Source organism: Pseudomonas sp. Irchel s3h14, assembly GCF_900187425.1.
Lineage (GTDB): Bacteria > Pseudomonadota > Gammaproteobacteria > Pseudomonadales > Pseudomonadaceae > Aquipseudomonas.
The window spans coordinates 14,570-35,953 of the sequence record NZ_FYDJ01000028.1 but is presented as its reverse complement, the minus strand read 5'-3'; the positions used below and the strand labels follow the sequence as shown (position 1 = coordinate 35,953).

Below are 21,384 nucleotides of genomic sequence, written 5' to 3'. Positions count from 1 at the left end.
GGACCACTGGCAAAAAATGACGAGTGCCTATACTGGGATCAATATTTGAGACTTATTAGTCAGTTAGTATTCGATTCAACGCAGGTTAGTCATGGCTCCGGACAGGATGTTCGGCTCCGCAGGTCATTGAGGACGGCATGTATAGAATCAGTTCAGGTTATGCCAGCGTGCTGGTGAATACGCTCTCGGCACAAGGGCTGGATGTTGCCAGTCTGTGTCGGGAGGCTGGGATGGACATGGAGACCGTTAACAACCTGGGAGCGTACTGCGAACGAGGGGCTATTTATCGGCTATGGGAACTGGGAGCCCAGGCCGCTGGCGATCCAGACATCGGTTTGAAGGCCTATGGAAACTTCCATCCCGGTAACCTTCAGATCGTCGGCTACACCATGATGTCCAGTTTGAATCTGAAAAAAGCACTTGAACGCCTGGTGCGTTTCAGCCCTTTGATCAGCACCGGATTCAGCCTCTTCTTTTTGCCGGAGCAACAGCATTATCGATTGGCGGCGCTTGATCATCAGCAAAAGGGGTCGGTCAAACCCCGGCAGTACTCGGATGCAGGCATGGCTTCATTGCTGGGTTTTTGCCGTTGGCTGGCGGGAGGCAACTTACCGCAACCGTTGAGTGTGGAGTTCGCCTATCCAGAACCTGAAGACACGTCCGAGCATCAAAGGCTGTTTGGCTGCGACCTGCATTTTGGGACTGCCTATGACAGCATCCTGTTTGACGGGCAGGAGCTTCTGCGTCCGCTGAGCATGGCTAACGAAGAACTGGCGGTACTGCATGACAGTTTTGCCGAAGCTCAATTGGTTTCGCTGTTTGGCTGCACCATCGTCGGCAGAATTCGGGCACTGATTACCAAGCGCTTGAGTCAGGGCCAGGGGGTGTGCGATATGGAGTCAATCGCGGCCGCATTGAACATCAGCAAGCGAACGCTGCAACGCACCCTGGAAAAAGACGGGACGCAATTCAAGGACGTGCAGAATGCCGTGCGCCGGCAATTGGCCGATTTCTACCTGCGCAATTCTCGCTTCAACATGAAGCATGTCGCGTATCTCCTTGGTTTTCATGACCACAGCAGTTTCAACAAAGCCTGTAGCCGCTGGTTTGGCATGACACCCGGAAAGTATCGGGCCGATTAATCGCTTGGAATCGTGGAAGCCGCGCCGGTATGACGCGGTTCTCCTCAGCGTTAAACGTTATTTCACCGGAGGTTTTTTCACGCCTTTCTTGCCCTTGGCAGGTTTGCGCACTGGACTCGCAACCTTGGCGACGGAGTCAGGGGTCACAGCGGGTATTTTCTGCTTGATCGGTTCTGGGATTATTGCCGGGACTTTCTCTTCGATGGCATCGGCCTCACCGAGTGGTTGGGTCAGGCTGAAACCTGGCAGCGGCACGTCGAGCAGCGTGTGCAGCTCACACCAGAATGGGTTGTCTGCGCCGCTGGTCAGCAGTTCCGGCAGCAAATTGGCGACGGCCGCCAGCACTTGCTGGCGTTCTTCGACCTCGGCAAGCATCACGGGCAGGCTGTGCAGGCTTTCTTGCGGATGGGTGGCGACCAGCAGTTTTTGCAGGCGCAGGGTTTCGCGCAAATCAAGCGGCTCGGCACTGTAATCCTGGAGCAGCACCTGCATTTGCAGGATCAATTTTTCGACGCTTTCCTTGCCCGGCTCGTCGCTGTCGCGGCCCAGCAGGAACAGGATCCGTATCAAGGCTTCCATCAGGCCGCCAAGGGGCAGGGCATCCTGCAGGCGCTCGATCAAAACCTTGTCGTGCTGCTCGGCATGTTCCTGAAGATTACGCCCGGGTGCATTGCCGGCGAGGCTGTTGAGTACGCCATACACACCGTAGAAACACATTTCCTGAGCCGCATCGCGCAGATCCCTATAGCCGTTCAAGGCGTCCTGCACCTGGTTGGAAAACAGTTCCTGCCAGACCAGCAACGGGTTGTTCTGGCTGGCGGGGTGACGATCCTTGCTCACGTGAGCGGCACTGCCTGCCAGCCACCAGAGCGCCGGGTTCAAACTGCTCCAGGCCACTTGTTGCTGATGGAAAGGATGTGCCCGGCGCAGCAGTTCAGCGCTCGGTTCGTTGATCAGCTGGCGCAACCATGGGCGTATGAATTCGTCGTACACACTGTTGTTGACGTCGGACGCGCGCTGGACCAGCGCAAATTCGCGATCGTCATCACGGAGCGTCTGAACTTCGCCATGGATGTCGGCGATACGCCGGCGTTCGAAACGCACGGCATATGGCGTCGCCGAGTGCTCCGGCAGGTCTTCGATCAGCATTTCATACAGCCCGGCCGACAGCGCATTGATCGCATCGACCGCACCGAGCAATTCACGGTGCTCACGCCGCGCCACTTCACCGGACACGAAGATGCCCAGGTGACCGATGCTCGCGTGCCGCAGGTAAACGATGGTACGTCCGGCATTTTGCAACGCGAGATCGCTGGGATAGACGTCGGTGATCCAGTCCAGTGCCTGCTGCGGGGAGGTGATGTTGTCGCCATACGAGCAGAACACCACCACCGGCACTTCGATCAGTTTGAGATCAAGCCCGCTGCTCTTGCGCCCCAGGCCACCGGACAGCCGATTGCCGATGAACAGGTCGTCGACAATCATCTCGATCTCTTCGCCATTGAGCAGGGTCGGGCTGCCCCACCAGCGTTCGAAGTCCAGAAAGCGTGCGGCCTCGCTGTCGACTTCGCTGAACAGGTGGTAGTACTTGCCCCACCAGGTGTTGGCCGGGTCCAGGTTTTCGAAATTGCTGACCAGCCAGGTGCCGTCGAAACGGTCATTACCGAGGTCGCTACCGAGGCGCGCCATCCAGCCACCACCCAACAAACCACCGGTGTAGCGCATCGGATTGCGACCATTGACGCCGGCCCAGTACGACAACGGCGCACCGTTGACGATGATCAGCCCCGGCAGCTCCGGACGGGTGGCCGCGAGGCCCATTAACGCCCAGCCCGCCTGGCAGTTGCCGATTACCACGGGTTTGGTGCTGTCGGGGTGTCGGGCGCTGACGACTTCGATGAACTTCGCTTGGGCTTCTGTGATATCGGCAAGGGTTTGCCCAGGGCGTGGCGAGTGACTGAAGGAGACGAAGTAGGTGGGGTGGCCGGCCCTCAGGCTTTCGCCGATGACCGAATCCTGTTTGAAACCGCCGATCCCTGAGCCGTGGCCGCCGCGTGGGTCAATGATGATCACCGGCTGTTTTTTGCTGTCAATCTGTTGTCCGGGGCCGCCGAGGATTTGCAACAGCGAGTAATTGACCGGGCGGGGCAGGTCTTCACCGGCGACCAGCGTTTCATGATTGAACTTGAGCAGCAGCGGATACCCTGCGCGTTCGTGGGCCAGGGTGTTGTCGCCGCGCTGACGCAAGGTGTCCCAGAACAACACGCTGCGTTGGCCGAGGTCCGTGAAGTATTCCTGCCAGTCAGCAGGCGTTGGCTGCCGGAGTTGACCAAGGCTTAAAGGCGCGAAGGTTTTTGCCTGGCGCTTCTGCACGGCGTCGAGGACGTTGCGGGTATTGAGGCGTTGCAGATGATTCAGGTGTTCGAACAAGCCGGCGGGTTCGGAGGACTCTTCATCTTGCAGCGCAATATTTAATTCCTGACCCATCGTGATCTCCTGACGCAGTGCATGGGAACCGGCCCATCAGGCCCCTTTAGTTAAAGAGGGCTAGCCTGGCCGTTCGATGAGCAGGAGTTTACAGCGAATAAGGAGGGCTTTAGCAAAGGGTATTTTGCACCGCACAAAAATAGACGTTGCCAAATGGTTTTGTGCATTGCAATATCAAGGCTAACGCGATGACTGGCCGGATCGCTATCGCGTCCTCAGGTCCATCAGGGCCTTCCAGTACCAGGAGATTCAAGCATGTCTTTTTTCAATTCGGAAAAACTGCAATCCGCTCAGAAAGCCAACCTCGATCTTTTGCAGCAAATCAGCGGCAAAGTCTTCGCCAGCGTTGAACAGCTCAGCCAGTTGCAGTTCAAGGCACTGCGCGACTCCACCGAAGAGCACTTCGAAGGTGTTCGCAAGCTGCTGGCCGTTCGTGACCCACAAGGTTTCGCCGATCTGCAGGCTTCTTTCACCCAGCCGAGCGCACAGACCGAACGTCTGGCCGAGTTCAATCGTCAGGTTCAAGCGCTGATCGTCGGTACTCAGTCGGACATCGCCAAACTGACCTCGAGTCAGGTCGAAGCGGGCACCCAACAGGTGCAAGAGTTCGTTGAAGCGATCAGCAAGAATGCACCGGCCGGCTCCGAGCCTGTTGTAGCAGCGTTCAAGTCGGGTTTGGCGAATGCCGGTACAGTGTTTGAAAGCGCACAGAAAGCCGTAAAACAGGCTGCCGATGTGGCTCAGAGCAGTTTTGACGCAGCGACTGCAGCGGCCACCAAAGCGGCTCCAGAAGCAAGCGCCAAGGCTACCAGCGGTAACAAGTAAGTCACGTCAAGCAAGTGGCACCAATGGCGATGGGTTTATTCCCCATTGCCATTTTTTTTCGGCCCGTTATCGGTGCCGGGTTTACCGCCAAACATGCCAAACAGGTTCTGGGTATTGAGATACAACGCCTTCGACTGATCGACATATTGGCGCATCAGGTCCTGCATCACCGGAGCCTGTTGATGCATGAAGTCGCTCCAGGCCTCGGACGACTGCGCGCCGGTCTGGGACTGGATGTCGATCACGGTCTGAATGCTCTTGTCCAGGTAACTGCCGAGTACACCCTGATAAGGGCCGTAGAACTGGATAATCCCCATCAGCATTTCGCTGGTGAAGATCGGCTCACCGCCGCTTTCGGCTTCCAGAATCACTTGCAGCAGGATGCTGCGCGTCAGATCCTCGCCGCTCTTGGCATCGACCACCTGAAAGGCAACTTTGTCGACCACCAACTGGCGTATGTCCGCCAGCGTCAAATGACTGCTGGTGTGGGTGTCATACAGTCGGCGATTGGGGTACTTCTTGATCAGGCGGGGGGTGGTATCAGTCATGCGGGGCGTCTCGCGGCGGGCCTGGTTTGCAGGCATCTTAACCTACTCTGGCCACTGCCGCGGGTGATCGTTCCCACGCTCCGCGTACCGATAGTTCCCACGCTCTGCGTGGGAATTCATCCTCGGACGCTCTGCGTCCGCTCTTGGGACGCGGAGCGTCCCGGGCTGCATTCCCACGCAGAGCGTGGGAACGATCATTGCGGTGCTTACCAGATCGGCAAGGTGTAGCTGACGATCAGGCGGTTTTCATCCAGGTCGCTGCCGAAGTTGGTCGAGCGAACCGTCGCATTACGCCATTTCACCCCGACATTCTTCAACGGCCCGCTCTGCACGACATAACCAATGTCGGTATCACGTTCCCATTCCTTGCCTTCCGGACGATTGCCGCCCAGATCGATATTGTCGCCAGTAATGTAGCGGGTCATGAAGGTCAGGCCCGGAACACCGATGGCCGCAAAGTTGTAGTCGTATCGCGCCTGCCAGGACTTTTCGTCCTTGCTGGCAAAGTCGCCGATCTGCACGAAGTTCACCAGGAAGGCGTCGGTGCCGTTGACGTAGGCGTAGCCGGTGTCGCCGCTCATGCCCTGATAACCCAGGCCCAACGCATGCCCGCCGAGGTTGTAGGTGAACATCGCGCCAATGGCATTGTTATCGACATTACTGCCGCCATCGTCCGTGGAGCGGGCGAAGCGCAGATCCGTCTTCAGCGACTGGCCCGTCGTCACCGGCAATACGTAGGTCAGGTTGACCAGGTGCTGGCTGTAGAAGTTGTCGAGATGGCCGTAGCTGTAGCCGGTGGCGAGGTTGCTGGTCCATTTGTAGTTCAGGCTGGCGAAATCGAAGCTGTCGCTGTCGAGATGACGTGTGGTGATGCCCTTGGCGCCGGTGCGGGTGATGCCCATGTCCTCGTAGTCCGAGGAGTCGCGCTGATTGACCTGCGTCAGTCGCCCGGCATCCACGGTCAGGCCTTCGAGTTCCAGCGAGGTCAACTGACCGCCCTTGAAGGTTTGTGGCAACAGCCGTGAATCGTTGGCCAGGACCGTCGGCAGTTTCGGCAGCAGCGTGCCGAGTTTCAGTGTGCTTTTTGATGCACGCACTTTGGCGGTCAGGCCCAGTTCGCCGTACTCGTCCTGAGCACCTTTGCTCGTGTCGCGGTGGCGTTTGAGCAGGCCGGAGCCTGCGCGATCAGGGCTGGAATCGAGCTTGACGCCCAGCAGTCCGATGGCATCGAAACCGACACCGATCAAACCGTCGGTGAATCCCGACTCATAGCGCAGCAGGAAACCCTGCGCCCATTCCTCTTGTTTGGATTGGGGAGCGTTGTCCTGGCGATAGTCACGGTTGAAATAGAAGTTGCGCAGCTCAAGGCTGGCCTTGCTGTCTTTGACAAAGTCAGCAGCGGCGGGGGCCGAGAGGCTGATGACGCCGCCGGCCAGCAACAGTCGGGTAGCGAGGATGCGGGTGTTGCGGTCCATGGTGAAGCCCCTTTGTTTTTATTATGGAAAGACAGGTCCCGCGGCCCTCGCCAGGTGGGCGAGGGCTTATCAATAAAAAAACGCGAACGCCAAAAAGATAGGAGCGTGACGCCGCGTGCGGTTCAATCGTTAGAACTGTTCGGCGCTCAGGCCAAACAACGAGGCACTGCCCGCGCGGATGGATTGCTCCAGGCTCAAAATGCGCGGCAGCAAGCGGCGGATATAGAAGTCGGCGGTAGCGATTTTCGCGCCATAAAACCCTTCGTCTTCGTGCAGCTTTTGCTTGGCAACCTGTGCCATGCGCGCCCAAAGCCAGGCGTAGGCGACGTAACCGAACAGATGCAAATACTCCACCGACGCGGCGCCGACTTCGTTTCGGTTGGTCGCGGCCTGATCCTGCAGCCAGTCGCTCAGGTCTTCCAGACGCTGTACGGCATCTAACAGTTGAGCGGAGTAGGGCGCGTCAGGCTGATGGGTGAAATGACGGATTTCAGCGGTGAACTGGCGCAGCGCAACGCCCTTGTCTGCGAGCACTTTGCGTCCGAGCAGGTCCAGGGCCTGAATGCCGTTGGTGCCTTCGTAGATCTGTGCGATGCGCACGTCACGGACCAATTGTTCCTGGCCCCATTCGCGGATGTAGCCATGGCCGCCGAACACTTGCTGGCCATTGATGCAGCTTTCCAGGCCGGTGTCGGTGAAGAAAGCCTTGGCTACCGGCGTGAGCAGCGCGACCAGGGTTTGCGCGCTGTCGCGTTCTTTGGCGTCATCGGAAAACTTCGCCAGGTCCAGTTGCTGCCCGACATAGCTGGCGAACGCGCGGCCGCCCTCGGTCATGGCTTTCATGCTCAGCAGCATGCGGCGCACGTCGGGGTGAACGATGATCGGGTCGGCCACTTTGTCCGGGGCAATGGCACCGGTCGGCGCGCGGCTCTGCACACGTTCGCGTGCATAGGCGACGGCGCTCTGATAGGACGCTTCGGCGCAGCCAATGCCCTGGATGCCGATGGACAGGCGTTCGTAATTCATCATGGTGAACATCGCCGCCAAACCTTTGTTGGCTTCGCCGACCAGCCAACCGCTGGCGCCGTCGAAGTTCATCACGCAGGTGGCCGAGGCCTTGATGCCCATCTTGTGTTCGATCGAACCGCAACTCACGGCGTTGGCATCGCCGAGGGAACCGTCGGCATTGACCAGCACTTTGGGCACGACGAACAGCGAGATGCCTTTCGGCCCCGCCGGTGCGTCCGGCAATTTGGCCAGCACCAGATGGACAATGTTTTCGGTCAGGTCCTGATCGCCACCGGTGATGAAGATCTTGCTGCCGGTGATGCTGAAGCTGCCGTCGGCCTGAGGTTCGGCGCGGGTGCGGATAATCCCCAGATCGGTGCCGGCGTGGGCTTCGGTCAGGCACATGGAGCCGGCCCAGCGGCCTTCGTACATCGGCGGCAGGTAGAGGTTTTTCAGGGTGTCGCTGGCGTGGGCATCCAGTGCCAGGCAGGCACCGGAACTCAACGCTGAATAGAGTGCAAAGCTTGAGTTGGCGCCGTAGAGCATTTCTTCGAACTGCACGGCGAGCATCTTCGGCATGCCCATGCCGCCGAAGTCGGCGTTACCGGAAAGACCCACCCAGCCGCCTTCGATGTAGGTGGCATAAGCCTGTTTGAAACCGATTGGCGTGCTGACCTGGCCATCGACCCACTGGGCGCCTTCCTCGTCGCCGCTGCGATTCAATGGCGCAATCAGGTGCGAGGTGACTTTGGCCGCCTCCTCAAGAATGGCGTCAGCGGTGGCGGCGTCGACACTGTCAGCCAGGGCTGGCAGGCGTGCCCACAGGGCCGGGGCGTCGAACACTTCATGCAAGACAAAGCGCATGTCGCGCAGCGGGGCGTTGAATTCGGGCATAACGTGAACCTCAAAAGGTTGTGCGATGGGCACGGCGCCGCTTGAGCAGGCCGTGCCCTTTCTATCAATGGGCGGAAGCGCTGGCGGCGCCGAGGCCGGTCTGGGCGCGAACGAACTGGTCGGCGTAAGCGTCACGCTCTTTGTCGGCCCGCACGCTGCGGTCGAGTTTCGACACCGCGACGATCACGAAGAACGCCAGCGGCATGGAGAACAGCGCCGGGTGGTCGTACGGGAAGATCGCGTGAGCATGGCCGAGCACAGTGACCCAGACGGCTGGCGAGAGGATCACCAGCACCAGTGCGCAGATCAGGCCGGCGAAACCACCGATGATCGCGCCTTTGGTGGTCAGGCCTTTCCAGTACATGGCCATGATCAGCACCGGGAAGTTGGTCGATGCGGCGATGCCGAAGGTCAGGCCCACCAGGAACGCGACGTTCATCTTCTCGAACAGAATGCCCAGCAGAATCGCGATGATGCCAAGGCCAACAGTGGCCATGCGGGTCACGCGCATTTCCTGCTTCTGGGTGGCTTTGCCTTTCTTGAATACTGTGGCGTAGAGGTCGTGGGATATCGCCGAGGCACCGGCCAGCGCCAGCCCGGAGACCACCGCAAGAATGGTGGCGAAGGCCACGGCCGAGAGGAAACCGAAGAACAGGTTGCCACCGACTGCTTTGGCCAGGTGCATGGCAACCATGTTGCCGCCACCAATCAAGGCGCCGCCGACTTCACCATTAACGTAGTACTGCGGGTCAGTGCCGATGATCACCATCGCGGCAAAGCCCAGGGTGCAGACAACAAGGAAGAAGAAACCGATGAAGCCTGTGGCGTAGAACACCGACTTGCGCGCTTCCTTGGCGTTAGGCACGGTGAAGAAGCGCATCAGAATGTGCGGCAGACCGGCAATCCCGAACACCAGGCCCAGCGACATCGAAGCGGTGTTGATCGGGTCGGCGAGCATTGAGCCAGGGCCCATGATGTTCCAGCCGCTGGCGTGGGCTTCGACGGCTTTGCTGGCCAGGGTTTCGTAGCTGAAGCCGAATTGCGACATGGCCATCAACGCCAGGGTCGTGCCGCCGGCAAGCAGCAACACAGCCTTGATGATTTGCACCCAGGTGGTGGCGATCATGCCGCCGAAGATCACGTACACCAGCATCAGCGCGCCGACGATCACCACCGCAACCGGGTAGTCGAGGCCGAACAGCAACTTGATCAACTGACCGGCACCGACCATCTGCACAATCAGGTAGCAGCACACCACCGTCAACGAACCGAAGGCGGCGAAAATCCGCACTTTGTTCTGGTCCAGTCGATAGGACACGATGTCGGCAAAGGTGTAGCGCCCCAGGTTGCGCAAGCGCTCGGCCATCAGGAAGGTGATGATCGGCCAGCCGACGAAGAAGCCGATGGTATAGATGAAGCCGTCGTAGCCCTTGGCAAACACCAGGCTGGACAGCCCCAGCAGCGTGGCGGCGGACATGTAGTCACCGGCAATCGCCAGACCGTTCTGGAATCCGGTGATGCCACCGCCCGCGGTGTAGAAGTCCGACGTGGATTTGGTTTGCCACGCGGCCCACCAGGTGATGGCCAGCGTGCCCAGCACGAAGACGAAGAACATGCCGATCGCATGCAGGTTGAGCGGTTGTTTTTCCACCGCACCCAGCGCGGGCGCAGCCAGTACAACGGAGGCCGGCAAGAGCCCGGCAGCGGCGAGGAGAAGTTTACGGAGCAGGTTCATTACTTGCTCTCCTCGAGAATGGCGGCGCCCAGTGCATCGAAACGCGTGTTGGCGCTGTAGACGTACCAACCGGTCAGTAGCCAGGAAAAAATGATGATCGCCGCGCCAACCGGCATGCCCAGGGTCAACATCCGATGCTCGGCGAGCGGCGCATGCAGCCACTGCGGTGCAAACGCCACCACTAGCATGAACGCGTAGTAAGTGCCCAGCACCGCAGCGCTGAGTGACCAGGCCAGACGCGAACGGCTGCTCACCAATTGAAGGAATTTCGGATTGGACCGAATGCGTTCACAGCGTTGGGTATCGGTTGAATGGATGTCGATCATGGTGGCTCCACCTTGTTGTTGTTATCGGTGCTTTTGGTATTAGGGGCAGGGCAGAGCCGAATCCGGCCTGCACGAGCCCGAAGCGGCCGGTAAAAACACCGGCCGCTTGACGGGTACAACGTCGATTCGGTTAGAGCGCTTTGGCCCTGTCGCGCAGAACGTACTTCTGGATCTTGCCGGTTGAAGTCTTCGGCAGCAGGGTGAAAATCACCGTGCGCGGGACTTTGAAACCGGCCAGGTGTTCGCGGCAGAAGCTGATGATGTTGGCCTCGCGAACGTCCTGGTGATCAGCCTTCAACGTGATAAAGGCGCAGGGCGTTTCGCCCCACTTCTCATCGGGGCGGGCGACGACGGCCGCTTCCATGACGGCTGGATGGCGATAGAGCACACCTTCCAGTTCGATGGTGGAAATGTTCTCGCCGCCGGAAATGATGATGTCTTTGAGTCGGTCCTTGATCTCGACGTAACCGTTCGGGTGACACACCGCCAGGTCGCCAGTGTGGAACCAGCCGCCTTCGAACGCTTCGGCCGTGGCGGTCGGGTTCTTCAGGTAGCCCTTCATCACGGTGTTACCGCGCATGAAGATCTCACCGATGGTCTGACCATCCCGCGGGGTCGGCTCCAGTGTCTTCGAATCGCCAACCATCACGCCTTCGAGTGTCGGGTAGCGCACGCCCTGACGGGATTTGATTTGTGCCCGTTCGTCCAGCGGCAACTCATCCCATTCGGCATGCCAGGCGCAGAGCGTCACCGGGCCGTAGGTTTCGGTCAGGCCATACACGTGGGTGACCTTGATGCCCATTTCTTCCACGGCACCGATCACTTTGGCCGGTGGCGCGGCACCGGCGACCATCGCGTTGACCGGGTGATCGATCGCCGCTTTAGCCGATTCCGGCATGTTGACCAAGGCATTGAGGACGATCGGCGCAGCGCACAGATGGGTGACCTGATGCTCGCGGATCAGCGTGAGGATTTTCTGTGGATCGACACGGCGCAGGAACACATGCACACCGGCCATGGCGGTGATGATCCACGGGTAGCACCAACCGTTGCAATGGAACATCGGCAGGGTCCAGAGGTACACCGGGTGGTTGCCCATGGCCCAGGTCATCTGGTTGCCCAACGAGTTCAGATAAGCACCGCGATGGTGGTAAACCACGCCTTTGGGGTTGCCGGTGGTGCCTGAGGTGTAATTCAGCGAGATGGCTTGCCATTCGTTCGCCGGCCACTGCCAGGCGAAGGCCGGGTCGCCTTCGGCCAACAGCGCTTCATAGTCCAGATCGCTGACCGCCTGACCTTCGCCGTATTCCGGATCATTGACGTCGATGACCAGCGGCGGGTGATCGAGCATGCCGATCGCCGCGTGAATCACATCATGGAATTCGCGGTCGGTAATCAGCACCTTGGCTTCGCCATGCTGCAGCATGAAGGCGATGGCTTCGGCATCCAGACGCACGTTGAGCGGGTTGAGCACCGCGCCAATCATTGGCACGCCGAAATGCACTTCAAGCATCTCGGGAATGTTGGGCAGCATCACCGCCACCGTGTCGTTCTTGCCGATGCCGCGACCGGCCAGTGCCGAAGCCAGACGGCGGCAGCGGGTGTAGGTTTGCGCCCAGGTGCGGCGAATAGAACCATGGATGACGGCGGGGTAGTCCGGATAAACGCTGGCGGTGCGCTCGATGAAGCTGAGCGGAGACAAGGCAATATGATTGACAGCCGCAGGGCCTAGCCCTTGTTCATAGATCGACATGTACGGGTACTCGGTGGCTGATTGTTAGCTCTATAGGTGACCCTTGCAGCGTCGCCGCTGAGGGCACCTTTTATGTCCGGTTTGCTTTATATAACATCCAGCCACTGATATGGAAGTACAACCTACGTCATATAGGATATGTACTATATTTGATTCTGGCCGGTCTAAATCAATACAGTCACACCGCCAAGGCCGGTATATCCTTGGCTTCCCCAACGAAGCGGACCTGTGATGACCCTGACTCCCGTTCGATTGCACAGCTGGTTGCGCCTGCAGCGCGAGGGTGTGTCTCTGGCCGCCCGGGCCGATGCGTTGTGCCGTGCGTTGCAGGAGTGTCCCGAGGTGCGCCGGGCGGTTTATCTGAGTTGGCAAGCCAATGCGCGGATTTACAGCCATGAGGGCGCCGCCCAGCATTTTCCACCGGGTTTGGGTGACCCGTCGCTGGCCAGCGATCAGTTGCTGTTTGATCGGCTGGTCGAGGCGGGGCGCCTGGATCTGGCGCAAGTGCGGCAACTCGATTGCTGGTTGTCCGGTCGATTGCGTCGGGCCGCTATCAGCCATGGCCAGGTGTTTGATCTGGCCTTGCAACCGGGGCAGCCGGGGTTATTGCTGGTGGAAGTGTGCGAGGGCGTGAGTCTTGATTGGCTGGGTTGGGTGCAGGACTTGCTGACGACCTTGCTGAGCAGCGTCAACGGCATGCTGCGCGGCTCACCGCTGTTGGGTCACGATCCACAGCCGAGTCTGTTGCTCGATGCCCAAGGCCGACCGCTGGAATTCAATGCCGCGCTGTTGGCACTGCTCGCCGAAAAACCGCTGGCTGATGTGCTGGGTTTTCTGCCGGTCAATCACCGGGTGCTGGTCCGTGCCTGCCTCGACCAGCAACGCGCCATCGATGGGGTCGAAGCCCAGTTCGAAGCGCAGATCCTGATCTGGACGTTTATCCCCGATCCCCAGGACAACCGCGTGCTCGCCCGTTGCCGCGATGCCACGGCACAAGTGCTGGCCGAGCGTGAAGCCGCCACCGCACGCCGTTTGTACCGGCTGATCATCGAAAACACCACCGACCTGATTTCCCGACACACTCCGGACGGGCGCTTTCTGGATGCCTCGCCCGCGTCTTGGACATTGCTCGGCTACTGGCCGGAAGAGTTGCGCGGGCAAATGGCCCAGGGTTTGTTCCATGGTCAGGACCTGGCCAGCCTGGTGCAGCGCGCACGGGATGCCCTGGAGCAGGATGGTTATCACACGATGACCTATCGCATTCGTCATCGAGACGGGCATTACCTGTGGTTCGAAACCGCGAGCCGGGCGATTCGTGAGACCTACACCGGGACGGTGGTCGAAGTGGTCAGCGTGTCCCGGGACATCACCGCCCGGGTGCAAGCCGAGGAGAACAAGCGGCGCCTGGCGGAGGTGGTCGAGGCCAACACCGATCCGGTGTTGTTCATCGACCCCGAGGGGCAGGTCACTTACCTCAATCCAGCGGCGCGGCGGATCCTCGGGATCGACGAACAACAACCGATGCCAGCCCTGGCGCAATTGTTCGCCAGCGCCGACCTGGCACGTCTGCAACGTGATGGCTGGAGCAGCGCCGAACGCGACGGTGTCTGGAGCACCGATGCGCGATTGCAGCCACCGGGAGGCGGCACTTCAGTGCCGGTATCGCTGGTGTTGCTGGCGCACCGTTCGGCCGGTGGCGAGCGCTATTACTCCTTGGTGGCGCGGGACATGACCGAACGTGAACTGCGAGAGGTGCAACAGCGCCGCCATCAGGACGAGCTGGCGCACACCGCGCGGTTGGTCACCCTGGGTGAATTGGCCTCGGGCATCGCTCACGAAATCAACCAGCCGTTGGCGGCGGTGGTCAATTACGCCAATGCCAGCCAGCGCTATTTACAGACCCTGGATTCCAATCCCCAGGCTGCCGCCCGAGTGGCGCAAGGGCTGGAACGCATTACCCATCACGCCACGCATGCCTCGGAAGTGATCAGACGTTTGCGCGCGTTTCTGCGCAAGGGACAACGTCGGATGCAGGCCTTGAATTTCACTGACGTCGCCCGCGAGGCCGTGCGTTTGTGTGCCTGGGAGGCAAGTAATTGCCAAGTGACAATCGAGGATCGCCTGCCGGATAATCTGCCGCCGATTTATGCCGACCGAGTGCTGCTGGAGCAGGTGCTGCTCAATCTGTTGCGCAATGCCATCGATGCCAACCGCGAACAACATCCGGGGCAGCCGTCACTGATTGTGATGGCCGCAGGGCAGGGCGGTGGTACAACCGTGGAAATCAGTGTGCAAGACCAGGGACCGGGTGTCAGCGAGCCCGAACTGGAGCAGATTTTTACCCCGTTCTATACCAGCAAACCCGATGGCCTGGGACTTGGCTTGTCCATGAGCCGCAGCATCATCGAAGGTTTCGGTGGCGAATTGCAGGCCCGACGCCAACCTGTCGGGCTGCTGATGTGCTGCCGCTTGCCGCTGGCCGGCCCAACAAAACAACAACAGGAATAACGTAATGGCAGGTGTGGCGGAGCACGTGGTGTATGTGGTCGACGACGATCAAGGCATGCTCGATTCAACGGTCTGGTTGTTGGAATCGGTAGGGCTCAAGGCTTTGCCGTTTACCAGTGGCGTGGAGTTTCTCAATGCTTGTGATGCCACGCTCGATGCCTGCGTGCTGCTCGATGTTCGCATGCCCGGCATGGGCGGCTTGAACGTGCAGGAAGAAATGCGCACGCGTGAGCTGAACTTGCCGATCATCTTCGTCAGCGGGCATGCGGACGTGCCGATCGTGGTTCGCGCTTTCAAGGCAGGCGCCCATGACTTCATCGAGAAGCCCTATAACGAGCAATTGCTGCTGGACAGCGTGCAACAGGCGCTCAGCAACTGCGCGGCAAACCGCTCGGGCAATCAGGGCCACGAAGCCTTGCAGGCACGTTTGCTGACACTGACCCCACGGGAGCGCGATGTCTTGCTGCCGCTGGTCCAGGGTTACACCACCCGTGAAATCGCTGAGCAACTGGGCGTGAGCGCAAAAACCGTCGACCTGTATCGCTCGCGGGTGATGAAACGCATGCAGGCCAATACCTTGCCGGACCTGGTGGGCATGGCCATCGCCGCTGAACTGGTGGATCCGCTGAAGTTGCGGTGATTGCTCGCGTTTTCTAATCAGCGTCTATGCTGGGCTAACCGATCTCTTACCTTTGCAGCGATCTGCAAGGAGACAGCAATGGTGCCCACATCCAGTTCCGAGAAGGCGTTCACACGTAGTCTGCTCGATGTTTTGATCCGTGCCGGACTGATTGCCGTACTGGTGCTGTTCTGCTTTGAGATCTTCAGCCCGTTCCGCGACCTCATGCTGTGGTCGCTGATCCTGGCGATCACCCTTTATCCATTGCAAGAGCGGCTCAAGGGGTCGCTGGGTCAGAAAGACGGCCACATTGCGACGCTGATTGTGCTGATCGCTATCGTAGTGCTCATGGTGCCGATCTATCTGTTGGTCACCTCGATTGCCGATTCGGTCGCGCATGCCATGACCACCGTCAAGGACGGCAGCTTCCATATTCCGCCACCCGCTGACTCAGTCGCTGACTGGCCGTTAGTGGGCAAGCCGGTCTCTGCTTTATGGCTGCAGGCCTCAACCGATCTTCCCGACCTGGCAGAGAAGTACCTGCCACAGATAAAACATTTCAGCGTGAGTTTCCTGGGCAAACTGGCCGGCGTCGGCATGGGGTTCCTCACCTTTATCTTTGCATTGATCATCGCCGGCATCTTCATGGCCTACGGCGAGGCCGGCAGCCGCAGCGCGGTACAGATCGCGACCCGCGTCAGCGACCCGGGCAAGGGGCCGAAAATCGCCGAACTGTGTACCGCAACGATCCGTGCGGTCGCGCTGGGGGTGGTCGGCATCGCCTTCATCCAGATGCTGCTGGTGGGCATCGGGTTCGTGCTCATGGGTGTCCCCGGTGCCGGTCTGCTGGCCTTGGCGGTGCTGCTGCTCGGCATCATGCAATTGCCGGCAACCCTGATTACGCTGCCCGTGATTGCCTTTGTATTCGCCACCGAGGGGGCCAGCACGTGGACCATCATCTTCGCCATCTATGTGTTCGTTGCCGGCCTAGTGGATAACGTACTCAAGCCCTTACTGCTGGGGCGCGGTGTCGATGTGCCGATGCCGGTGGTGCTGATCGGTGCACTGGGTGGCATGGTCACCAGCGGCATCCTCGGTCTGTTCATCGGTCCGGTAGTGCTTGCGGTCGGCTATCAGTTGTTCTGGCAATGGGTGGAGGATCAGCCGCAGAACAGACCGGACGTCCCGCCGACGTTATGACTGACCGGGCATGCGCTAGCATGAAAGATGTTCAGGCCATTCGCCCTGACGAGCAGGGCTGCCACCATGACGACACAGAGTCATCAACTGCTGGACCAGGTGCTGACCGCCCATGGTGGTCTGGAACGCTGGAACCACTTCAGTAAAGTTCGCGCCACGCTCGTGACCGGCGGCTCGCTATGGGGCATGAAAGGGCTGACGCAGGACAGCACCCCCCGCCAGATGACCGTTTGGCTGCACGAACAGCGAGCTTCGGTGACGCCATTCGGTGGGCTTGATCAACGGACGGCCTACACGCCGGACCGCATCGCCATCGAAACCACCGAGGGCAAGGTGATTGCCGAGCGATCAGCGCCCCGGGAATCCTTTCGCGGCCACGGGGAAACAACCCCTTGGGACCCACTTCAGCGAGCGTACTTCAACGGTTACGCGCTCTGGTCCTACCTGACCATGCCTTTCCTGTTCACCTTGCCGGGTGTCCTGACCGAGGAAGTCGAGCCCTGGCAAGAGGGAACACAGCGCTGGCAACGATTACGGGTGACCTTTCCCGAGAACATCGCCACCCACTGCGCGGTGCAGGATTTCTACTTCGGCGAGGACTTCCTGCTTCGTCGACACGACTACAACGTGGACGTGAGTGGCGGCCTGCCTGCCGCGCAGTATGTTCATGACTACGTTGAAGCAGACGGGCTGCGCATGCCCGGCAAACGGCGAGCCTATCGGCGCGGCGCAGACGGGCAGCCAGACAAGGATGTCTTGTTGGTGGCTATCGACCTCAGCGACATCAGCTACGCCTAAAGAGGGTTGAATCATGACCATCCATTCCTGGGAAAAACTCTACCTCGATGACCTGAGCCTGGGTCAGCAGTTCGAAAGCGACAGCCTGCGTGTCCATCGAGCGTCGATGCTGGCCTTTGCTCAGGAGTTCGACCCGCAACCGTTTCACCTCGATCCTGAAGCCGCCGAGCTGAGCCTGTTCCGTGGCCTGGCAGCCAGTGGCTGGAACACCGCCGCCCTGACCATGAAGCTGCTGGTGGAAAGCGTGCCATTGGCAGACGGGATCATCGGCCTGGGCATCGAGTTGAGCTGGCCGACGCCGACCTACCCGGACGATCTGTTGCGTCTGCAATGCACCGTGCAGGCCATCGATCCATCCAGCACCAAGCCAGACCGGGGTGTGTTGACCCTGTTCATGGAAACACTCAATCAAAACGACAAGGTCGTGCAGCGAGCCACCGGCAAACTGCTGGTCTTCAGAAGACCGGCGCCTGATTGAGAAACCAGTCATGGGTGTGTGGAGCGTGCGTGATCGGCAAGGCGTCTTGCCGTTGCATTGAGCGCGTTCTTTGTCGATTGCAGGGGCCGGAGGCGGCGTTGTGAAAACATTCCTGCTCAGACCTAGCGCCTCAACGCTGAACATGTTGCGTCAAGCGTGCCTGCAACGCCGAGATGCGGTGCCGCCAACGTTAACCGAAAAAGCGCTCATCCCTGGCATTCCGGATGCCCGTTACTGGCTGGACCAGGATCTGACGCCGTTCATTCGGGATGTGAGTCAGGCCAACCTTCGAGAGGCCGAGGCGCTCGCCAGCGCAGGGATGCCCAATGACACCCTGCCGCTGGCAAGCATGTTGGCGGTTTCGGGGGGCGGCGATGCAGGCACATTCGCGGGGGGCATCATTGCGGGATGGACCCTGCATGGGTCTCGACCGGTGTTCAAAGTCGTCACCGGCATCAGCGCTGGCGCCCTGGTCGCCCCGTTCGCCTACCTGGGGCCCCAGTACGACGGTGTCATTCTGGGTATCTGCAATGCAGTCGGTCCAAAAGACATTTTCCATGCGCGCAATGTGCTGACCCGTCTTGCCAGCGACGGTATCGCGCACAGCAAGCCACTGTCGCGGCTGATTGCACAGCACATCACTGCCGAGGTTCTTGCGGCGATCGCGTCGGAATACGCCAAAGGACGACTGCTGATGATCGGCACCACCGACCTTGATTCAGGGCGCCCGGTCACCTGGAACATGGGCGCTATTGCCTCCAGCCAGGCACCGGGCGCGCTCGACCTGTTTCGCAACATCATGGTCGCGTCGATGAGTATTCCCGGCGCCGTTTCACCGGTCATGATCGATGTGGAGGTTGACGGCCAACAGTTTCAGGAAATGCACGTGGACGGAGGCGTCCTGACTCAGGTGTTCCTTTACCCACCAGGCACTGTGATGGCGCTGAACCGCGTGACCGGGGCGCGCTTGCGTGATGAACGGCATTTCTATGTCATTCGCAACGGCAAACTGGAGTTGCAGTGGTCCGGAACCAAGCGCCGCACCTTGAGCATCGGCGGTCGCGCCATCAGCGCATTGATCCAGACTCAGGGGATCAGCGATCTGGATCGCATTTACCGAATTGCACAGCAGGATGGCGCTGACTTCAATCTGGCGTACATCGGCTCGGATTTTGATACTTCTCGCGCTCATAAATTCGATGGCGAGTACATGAAGCGCTTGTTCGATTACGCCTTTCAACTCAGCGCGAAAGGCTATCCGTGGCATAAATCACCGAATACATGAGAGAGGGCCGGCGCTCTGCCTAATGCCAGTCAATTAAGCAATTTCAGTTGCAGCGCATACTTTGTAGCAGCTGGCGAAGCCTGCGTTCGGCTGCGAAGCAGTCGTGAAACCTGCCTGCGAGGTAGTCCTGAAGAACCGCACTGCCTGATTTCACGACTGCTTCGTCCGATCGCGGCCCGAGCCGAACGCAGCCTCGCGGGCTCGGCAGCTGCTACAAAAGTGTCTCGGCTGAAATATCGGAACAGCGGCGCTGGATTTTCCGGCCTTGCGCCAAAAAATCAGCTGACCGGCTCGGCCGTACAACTCATCGCCCCTGAGCCTGGCTTCTGGAAAATGACCCCGTTGCCGTCTTGCCAGAAGCGGTAGTTCCCTTGGGAATCCTTGCCAATGTATTGGGTTCCCGAATCACTCGGCACCTGGTTCAGGGTGATCGAGGTATTCGTCCATTTCAGGTACACGACACCTGGCTGCGTGTTGAAGAAGGTAGCGGCGATCAGCGCGTTAATCCCTGTGCAACGAAAAGCCAGGGGGCCTTCGGTGAGCCTGTCTGGATCCTTGGTTCTCACAATGGCCGAGCCTTGGCGTAGCTGGTGCGCGCGCTCGGCATAACTTCGGATTGTGCACGCCTTGGGTTCAGACGTGGACGCACACTGATTACGCGAGTCGATCCAGAACTCCTGGTCGATCAAGACTTTGTCTGGCCGCGGTACTGAACGTTCATCCGTGAGCGCCAGGCGATAAAGACGCGTCAGTTCGATATCCATCTGCGCCAGTTGCCGATCGCGACAGATAAGCTTTTCGACGGATGCCCTTGCCGTGGCGCAGTCGAAGCTGGTCTTGAACGACGCAGCATTTGCGCAGGGGCTCGTCGCCGCGCAAACGCTGGCAGCGAGCAGACAGGTGAAAAGGGTCGTGACCGTTTTCATGTTGGCTTCACCCAGATCATGACGTGATCCCCGGATTGCCATGGAACCTATCGGTCTATTGAACATTCATTCGTTCGCATTGGGTGTATCGCAGTGTAAGTCAGTGCTCAAAACTTGCCACTCCCGGCGGCAAGCGGGTGTCTCCCGCACGGAGAGCAGCATCTCTCTTTTTTGCGTGGCGGAAGCGATGTTAAAAAATGTTAGATTAAAAAAATACTTCACATAATCTGATCATTGGTAGATGATCTCCGTCAGCCGGTATGACAACCTGATAACACGACAAAAACAGGATTGCCTTGATGTTCGACGAGATCCCGACTCATGTGCTGAATGGCAGTGCCCCTCAGCGGGTTTATCCGCTCGGCGCTGATCCTGTCTACCGCAGCCCTCTCTACAACGCGGCCAATGTCTGCGCCTTGCAGGCGCGCAAGCAGTCGCTGCTTTCCACTGGAGTACCCCATGAATAACAAGAATGTCGGTGTTGTCGGTCTGGGCGCGATGGGCCTGGGCATTGCTCGCTCGTTGTTGCGCAGCGGTTTCAATGTGCATGCCTGTGATGTGCGGGCTGCGGTGACTGAACAGTTTGCGGGGGAGGGCGGTGTGGCTTGCTCTTCGCCGTCGCACATGGCCGCTGAGTGCGACGTGATCGTGACCGTGGTGGTCAACGCCGAGCAGACCGAAACCGTATTGTTTGGTGAGGGTGGTGCCGTGGCCGCACTGCGGCCGGGCAGTCTGGTGATCGGTTGCGCGACCGTAGCCCCGACTTACGCGGTGGATCTGGGCCAGCGCCTGGCTGCGCTGGGCCTGCTGTATCTGGATGCACCGATTTCCGGTGGCGCCGCCAAGGCTGCCGCTGGCGAGATGACCATGATGACCTCGGGGCCGGCCGACGCCTATACCAAGGCTGAGTCAATCCTGGCGGGCATGGCCGGCAAGGTTTATCGCCTGGGTGACGTCCATGGCCTGGGCTCCAAGGTCAAGATCATCAATCAGCTGCTCGCCGGGGTGCATATTGCCGCCTCTGCCGAAGCCATGGCGCTGGGCCTGCGTGAAGGGGTCGATGCCGATGCACTGTATGAGGTGATCACCCATAGCGCCGGTAATTCCTGGATGTTCGAAAACCGCGTACCGCACATTCTCAAGGCTGACTACACACCGTTGTCCGCGGTGGATATTTTCGTCAAGGACTTGGGCCTGGTGCTGGATACCGCCCGGGCCAGCAAATTCCCGCTGCCGCTGTCGGCCACCGCTCACCAGATGTTCATGCAGGCGTCCAGTGCCGGCTTCGGCCGTGAGGACGATTCGGCGGTGATCAAGATTTTCCCGGGCATCGAATTGCCGACTGCCAAGCCCCAGTCCGTTTGAAGCCCGAGCCCG

At 59.6% G+C, this 21,384-nt stretch carries 18 protein-coding genes; 10 read left to right on the top strand and 8 right to left on the bottom strand.

Features of this window, described 5'->3' with window-relative positions:
- Positions 1 to 137 precede the first annotated feature (137 nt).
- Positions 138 to 1,142 (top strand): AraC family transcriptional regulator, encoded by a 1,005-nt coding sequence (locus CKW16_RS29105; RefSeq protein ID WP_095132793.1) that lies wholly within the window; start codon positions 138 to 140, stop codon positions 1,140 to 1,142.
- 57 nt (positions 1,143 to 1,199) lie between these two features.
- On the opposite strand, the gene CKW16_RS29100 is transcribed toward CKW16_RS29105, so the two are convergent.
- Entirely contained in the window at positions 1,200 to 3,629 is a 2,430-nt protein-coding gene (locus CKW16_RS29100) for a DUF3141 domain-containing protein (protein ID WP_095132791.1), read from the bottom strand.
- 255 nt (positions 3,630 to 3,884) lie between these two features.
- On the opposite strand from CKW16_RS29100, the gene phaP reads away from it, so the two are divergent.
- Positions 3,885 to 4,454 (top strand): TIGR01841 family phasin, encoded by a 570-nt coding sequence (gene phaP / locus CKW16_RS29095; RefSeq protein ID WP_095132789.1) that lies wholly within the window; start codon positions 3,885 to 3,887, stop codon positions 4,452 to 4,454.
- A 35-nt stretch (positions 4,455 to 4,489) separates the two neighbouring features.
- Here the strand turns inward: phaP and phaR are convergent, their stop codons facing one another.
- The 6 genes from phaR to CKW16_RS29065 form a co-directional block, all read right to left on the bottom strand.
- A complete protein-coding gene (gene phaR / locus CKW16_RS29090; RefSeq protein WP_095132787.1) occupies positions 4,490 to 5,038 on the bottom strand; it encodes a polyhydroxyalkanoate synthesis repressor PhaR in 549 nt (182 codons plus the stop codon).
- A 170-nt stretch (positions 5,039 to 5,208) separates the two neighbouring features.
- Complete coding sequence (locus tag CKW16_RS29085; protein ID WP_095132785.1) at positions 5,209 to 6,477, bottom strand: OprD family porin; 1,269 nt, start codon at positions 6,475 to 6,477, stop codon at positions 5,209 to 5,211.
- Between the two features lie 129 nt (positions 6,478 to 6,606).
- Positions 6,607 to 8,379, bottom strand: a complete 1,773-nt coding sequence (locus CKW16_RS29080) for an acyl-CoA dehydrogenase C-terminal domain-containing protein (RefSeq protein WP_095132783.1) — start codon at positions 8,377 to 8,379, stop codon at positions 6,607 to 6,609.
- A 64-nt stretch (positions 8,380 to 8,443) separates the two neighbouring features.
- Positions 8,444 to 10,114, bottom strand: coding sequence for a cation acetate symporter (locus tag CKW16_RS29075; protein ID WP_095132781.1), 1,671 nt, complete (start codon positions 10,112 to 10,114; stop codon positions 8,444 to 8,446).
- A complete protein-coding gene (locus CKW16_RS29070) occupies positions 10,114 to 10,440 on the bottom strand; it encodes a DUF485 domain-containing protein (protein WP_008146418.1) in 327 nt (108 codons plus the stop codon). The genes CKW16_RS29075 and CKW16_RS29070 overlap by 1 nt, the downstream gene beginning before the upstream one ends.
- 130 nt (positions 10,441 to 10,570) lie before the next feature.
- Positions 10,571 to 12,193 (bottom strand): acyl-CoA synthetase, encoded by a 1,623-nt coding sequence (locus CKW16_RS29065; protein ID WP_095132779.1) that lies wholly within the window; start codon positions 12,191 to 12,193, stop codon positions 10,571 to 10,573.
- A gap of 231 nt (positions 12,194 to 12,424) precedes the next feature.
- On the opposite strand from CKW16_RS29065, the gene CKW16_RS29060 reads away from it, so the two are divergent.
- From CKW16_RS29060 to CKW16_RS29035, 6 genes are all read left to right on the top strand, one after another.
- On the top strand, positions 12,425 to 14,701 hold the full coding sequence (locus CKW16_RS29060) for a PAS domain S-box protein (protein ID WP_095132777.1): 2,277 nt from the start codon (positions 12,425 to 12,427) through the stop codon (positions 14,699 to 14,701).
- 4 nt (positions 14,702 to 14,705) lie between these two features.
- A complete protein-coding gene (locus CKW16_RS29055; RefSeq protein ID WP_095132775.1) occupies positions 14,706 to 15,341 on the top strand; it encodes a response regulator transcription factor in 636 nt (211 codons plus the stop codon).
- Positions 15,342 to 15,419: 78 nt separating this feature from the next.
- The gene (locus CKW16_RS29050; protein ID WP_095132773.1) at positions 15,420 to 16,520 is read left to right on the top strand and encodes an AI-2E family transporter; all 1,101 of its coding nucleotides are present in this window, start codon (positions 15,420 to 15,422) and stop codon (positions 16,518 to 16,520) included.
- A 66-nt stretch (positions 16,521 to 16,586) separates the two neighbouring features.
- Positions 16,587 to 17,318, top strand: coding sequence for a hypothetical protein (locus CKW16_RS29045; RefSeq protein WP_095132832.1), 732 nt, complete (start codon positions 16,587 to 16,589; stop codon positions 17,316 to 17,318).
- A gap of 13 nt (positions 17,319 to 17,331) precedes the next feature.
- A complete protein-coding gene (locus CKW16_RS29040; RefSeq protein WP_095132771.1) occupies positions 17,332 to 17,796 on the top strand; it encodes a MaoC family dehydratase in 465 nt (154 codons plus the stop codon).
- Between the two features lie 100 nt (positions 17,797 to 17,896).
- On the top strand, positions 17,897 to 19,081 hold the full coding sequence (locus CKW16_RS29035; RefSeq protein ID WP_095132769.1) for a patatin-like phospholipase family protein: 1,185 nt from the start codon (positions 17,897 to 17,899) through the stop codon (positions 19,079 to 19,081).
- Positions 19,082 to 19,359: 278 nt separating this feature from the next.
- On the opposite strand, the gene CKW16_RS29030 is transcribed toward CKW16_RS29035, so the two are convergent.
- The gene (locus CKW16_RS29030; protein WP_095132829.1) at positions 19,360 to 20,007 is read right to left on the bottom strand and encodes an MliC family protein; all 648 of its coding nucleotides are present in this window, start codon (positions 20,005 to 20,007) and stop codon (positions 19,360 to 19,362) included.
- A gap of 299 nt (positions 20,008 to 20,306) precedes the next feature.
- Between CKW16_RS29030 and CKW16_RS32370 the strand changes: the two genes are divergently transcribed.
- Positions 20,307 to 20,474 (top strand): hypothetical protein, encoded by a 168-nt coding sequence (locus CKW16_RS32370; protein ID WP_176471616.1) that lies wholly within the window; start codon positions 20,307 to 20,309, stop codon positions 20,472 to 20,474.
- A complete protein-coding gene (gene ltnD / locus CKW16_RS29025) occupies positions 20,467 to 21,372 on the top strand; it encodes an L-threonate dehydrogenase (protein WP_095132767.1) in 906 nt (301 codons plus the stop codon). The genes CKW16_RS32370 and ltnD overlap by 8 nt, the downstream gene beginning before the upstream one ends.
- The last annotated feature ends 12 nt before the right edge of the window (positions 21,373 to 21,384 follow it).

Excerpts from the sequence above, each read along its gene's own strand:
- phaR (WP_095132787.1), bottom strand. The coding sequence starts at position 5,038 with ATGCCTGCAAACCAGGCCCGCCGCGAGACGCCCCGCATGACTGATACC.
- CKW16_RS29050 (WP_095132773.1), top strand. The coding sequence starts at position 15,420 with ATGGTGCCCACATCCAGTTCCGAGAAGGCGTTCACACGTAGTCTGCTC.
- CKW16_RS29030 (WP_095132829.1), bottom strand. The coding sequence starts at position 20,007 with ATGAAAACGGTCACGACCCTTTTCACCTGTCTGCTCGCTGCCAGCGTT.
- CKW16_RS29080 (WP_095132783.1), bottom strand. The coding sequence starts at position 8,379 with ATGCCCGAATTCAACGCCCCGCTGCGCGACATGCGCTTTGTCTTGCAT.
- CKW16_RS29040 (WP_095132771.1), top strand. The coding sequence starts at position 17,332 with ATGACCATCCATTCCTGGGAAAAACTCTACCTCGATGACCTGAGCCTG.
- CKW16_RS29105 (WP_095132793.1), top strand. The coding sequence starts at position 138 with ATGTATAGAATCAGTTCAGGTTATGCCAGCGTGCTGGTGAATACGCTC.
- CKW16_RS29075 (WP_095132781.1), bottom strand. The coding sequence starts at position 10,114 with ATGAACCTGCTCCGTAAACTTCTCCTCGCCGCTGCCGGGCTCTTGCCG.
- CKW16_RS32370 (WP_176471616.1), top strand. The coding sequence starts at position 20,307 with ATGTTCGACGAGATCCCGACTCATGTGCTGAATGGCAGTGCCCCTCAG.
- CKW16_RS29055 (WP_095132775.1), top strand. The coding sequence starts at position 14,706 with ATGGCAGGTGTGGCGGAGCACGTGGTGTATGTGGTCGACGACGATCAA.
- CKW16_RS29085 (WP_095132785.1), bottom strand. The coding sequence starts at position 6,477 with ATGGACCGCAACACCCGCATCCTCGCTACCCGACTGTTGCTGGCCGGC.
- CKW16_RS29065 (WP_095132779.1), bottom strand. The coding sequence starts at position 12,193 with ATGTCGATCTATGAACAAGGGCTAGGCCCTGCGGCTGTCAATCATATT.
- CKW16_RS29070 (WP_008146418.1), bottom strand. The coding sequence starts at position 10,440 with ATGATCGACATCCATTCAACCGATACCCAACGCTGTGAACGCATTCGG.
- CKW16_RS29060 (WP_095132777.1), top strand. The coding sequence starts at position 12,425 with ATGACCCTGACTCCCGTTCGATTGCACAGCTGGTTGCGCCTGCAGCGC.
- ltnD (WP_095132767.1), top strand. The coding sequence starts at position 20,467 with ATGAATAACAAGAATGTCGGTGTTGTCGGTCTGGGCGCGATGGGCCTG.
- CKW16_RS29100 (WP_095132791.1), bottom strand. The coding sequence starts at position 3,629 with ATGGGTCAGGAATTAAATATTGCGCTGCAAGATGAAGAGTCCTCCGAA.
- phaP (WP_095132789.1), top strand. The coding sequence starts at position 3,885 with ATGTCTTTTTTCAATTCGGAAAAACTGCAATCCGCTCAGAAAGCCAAC.
- CKW16_RS29045 (WP_095132832.1), top strand. The coding sequence starts at position 16,587 with ATGACGACACAGAGTCATCAACTGCTGGACCAGGTGCTGACCGCCCAT.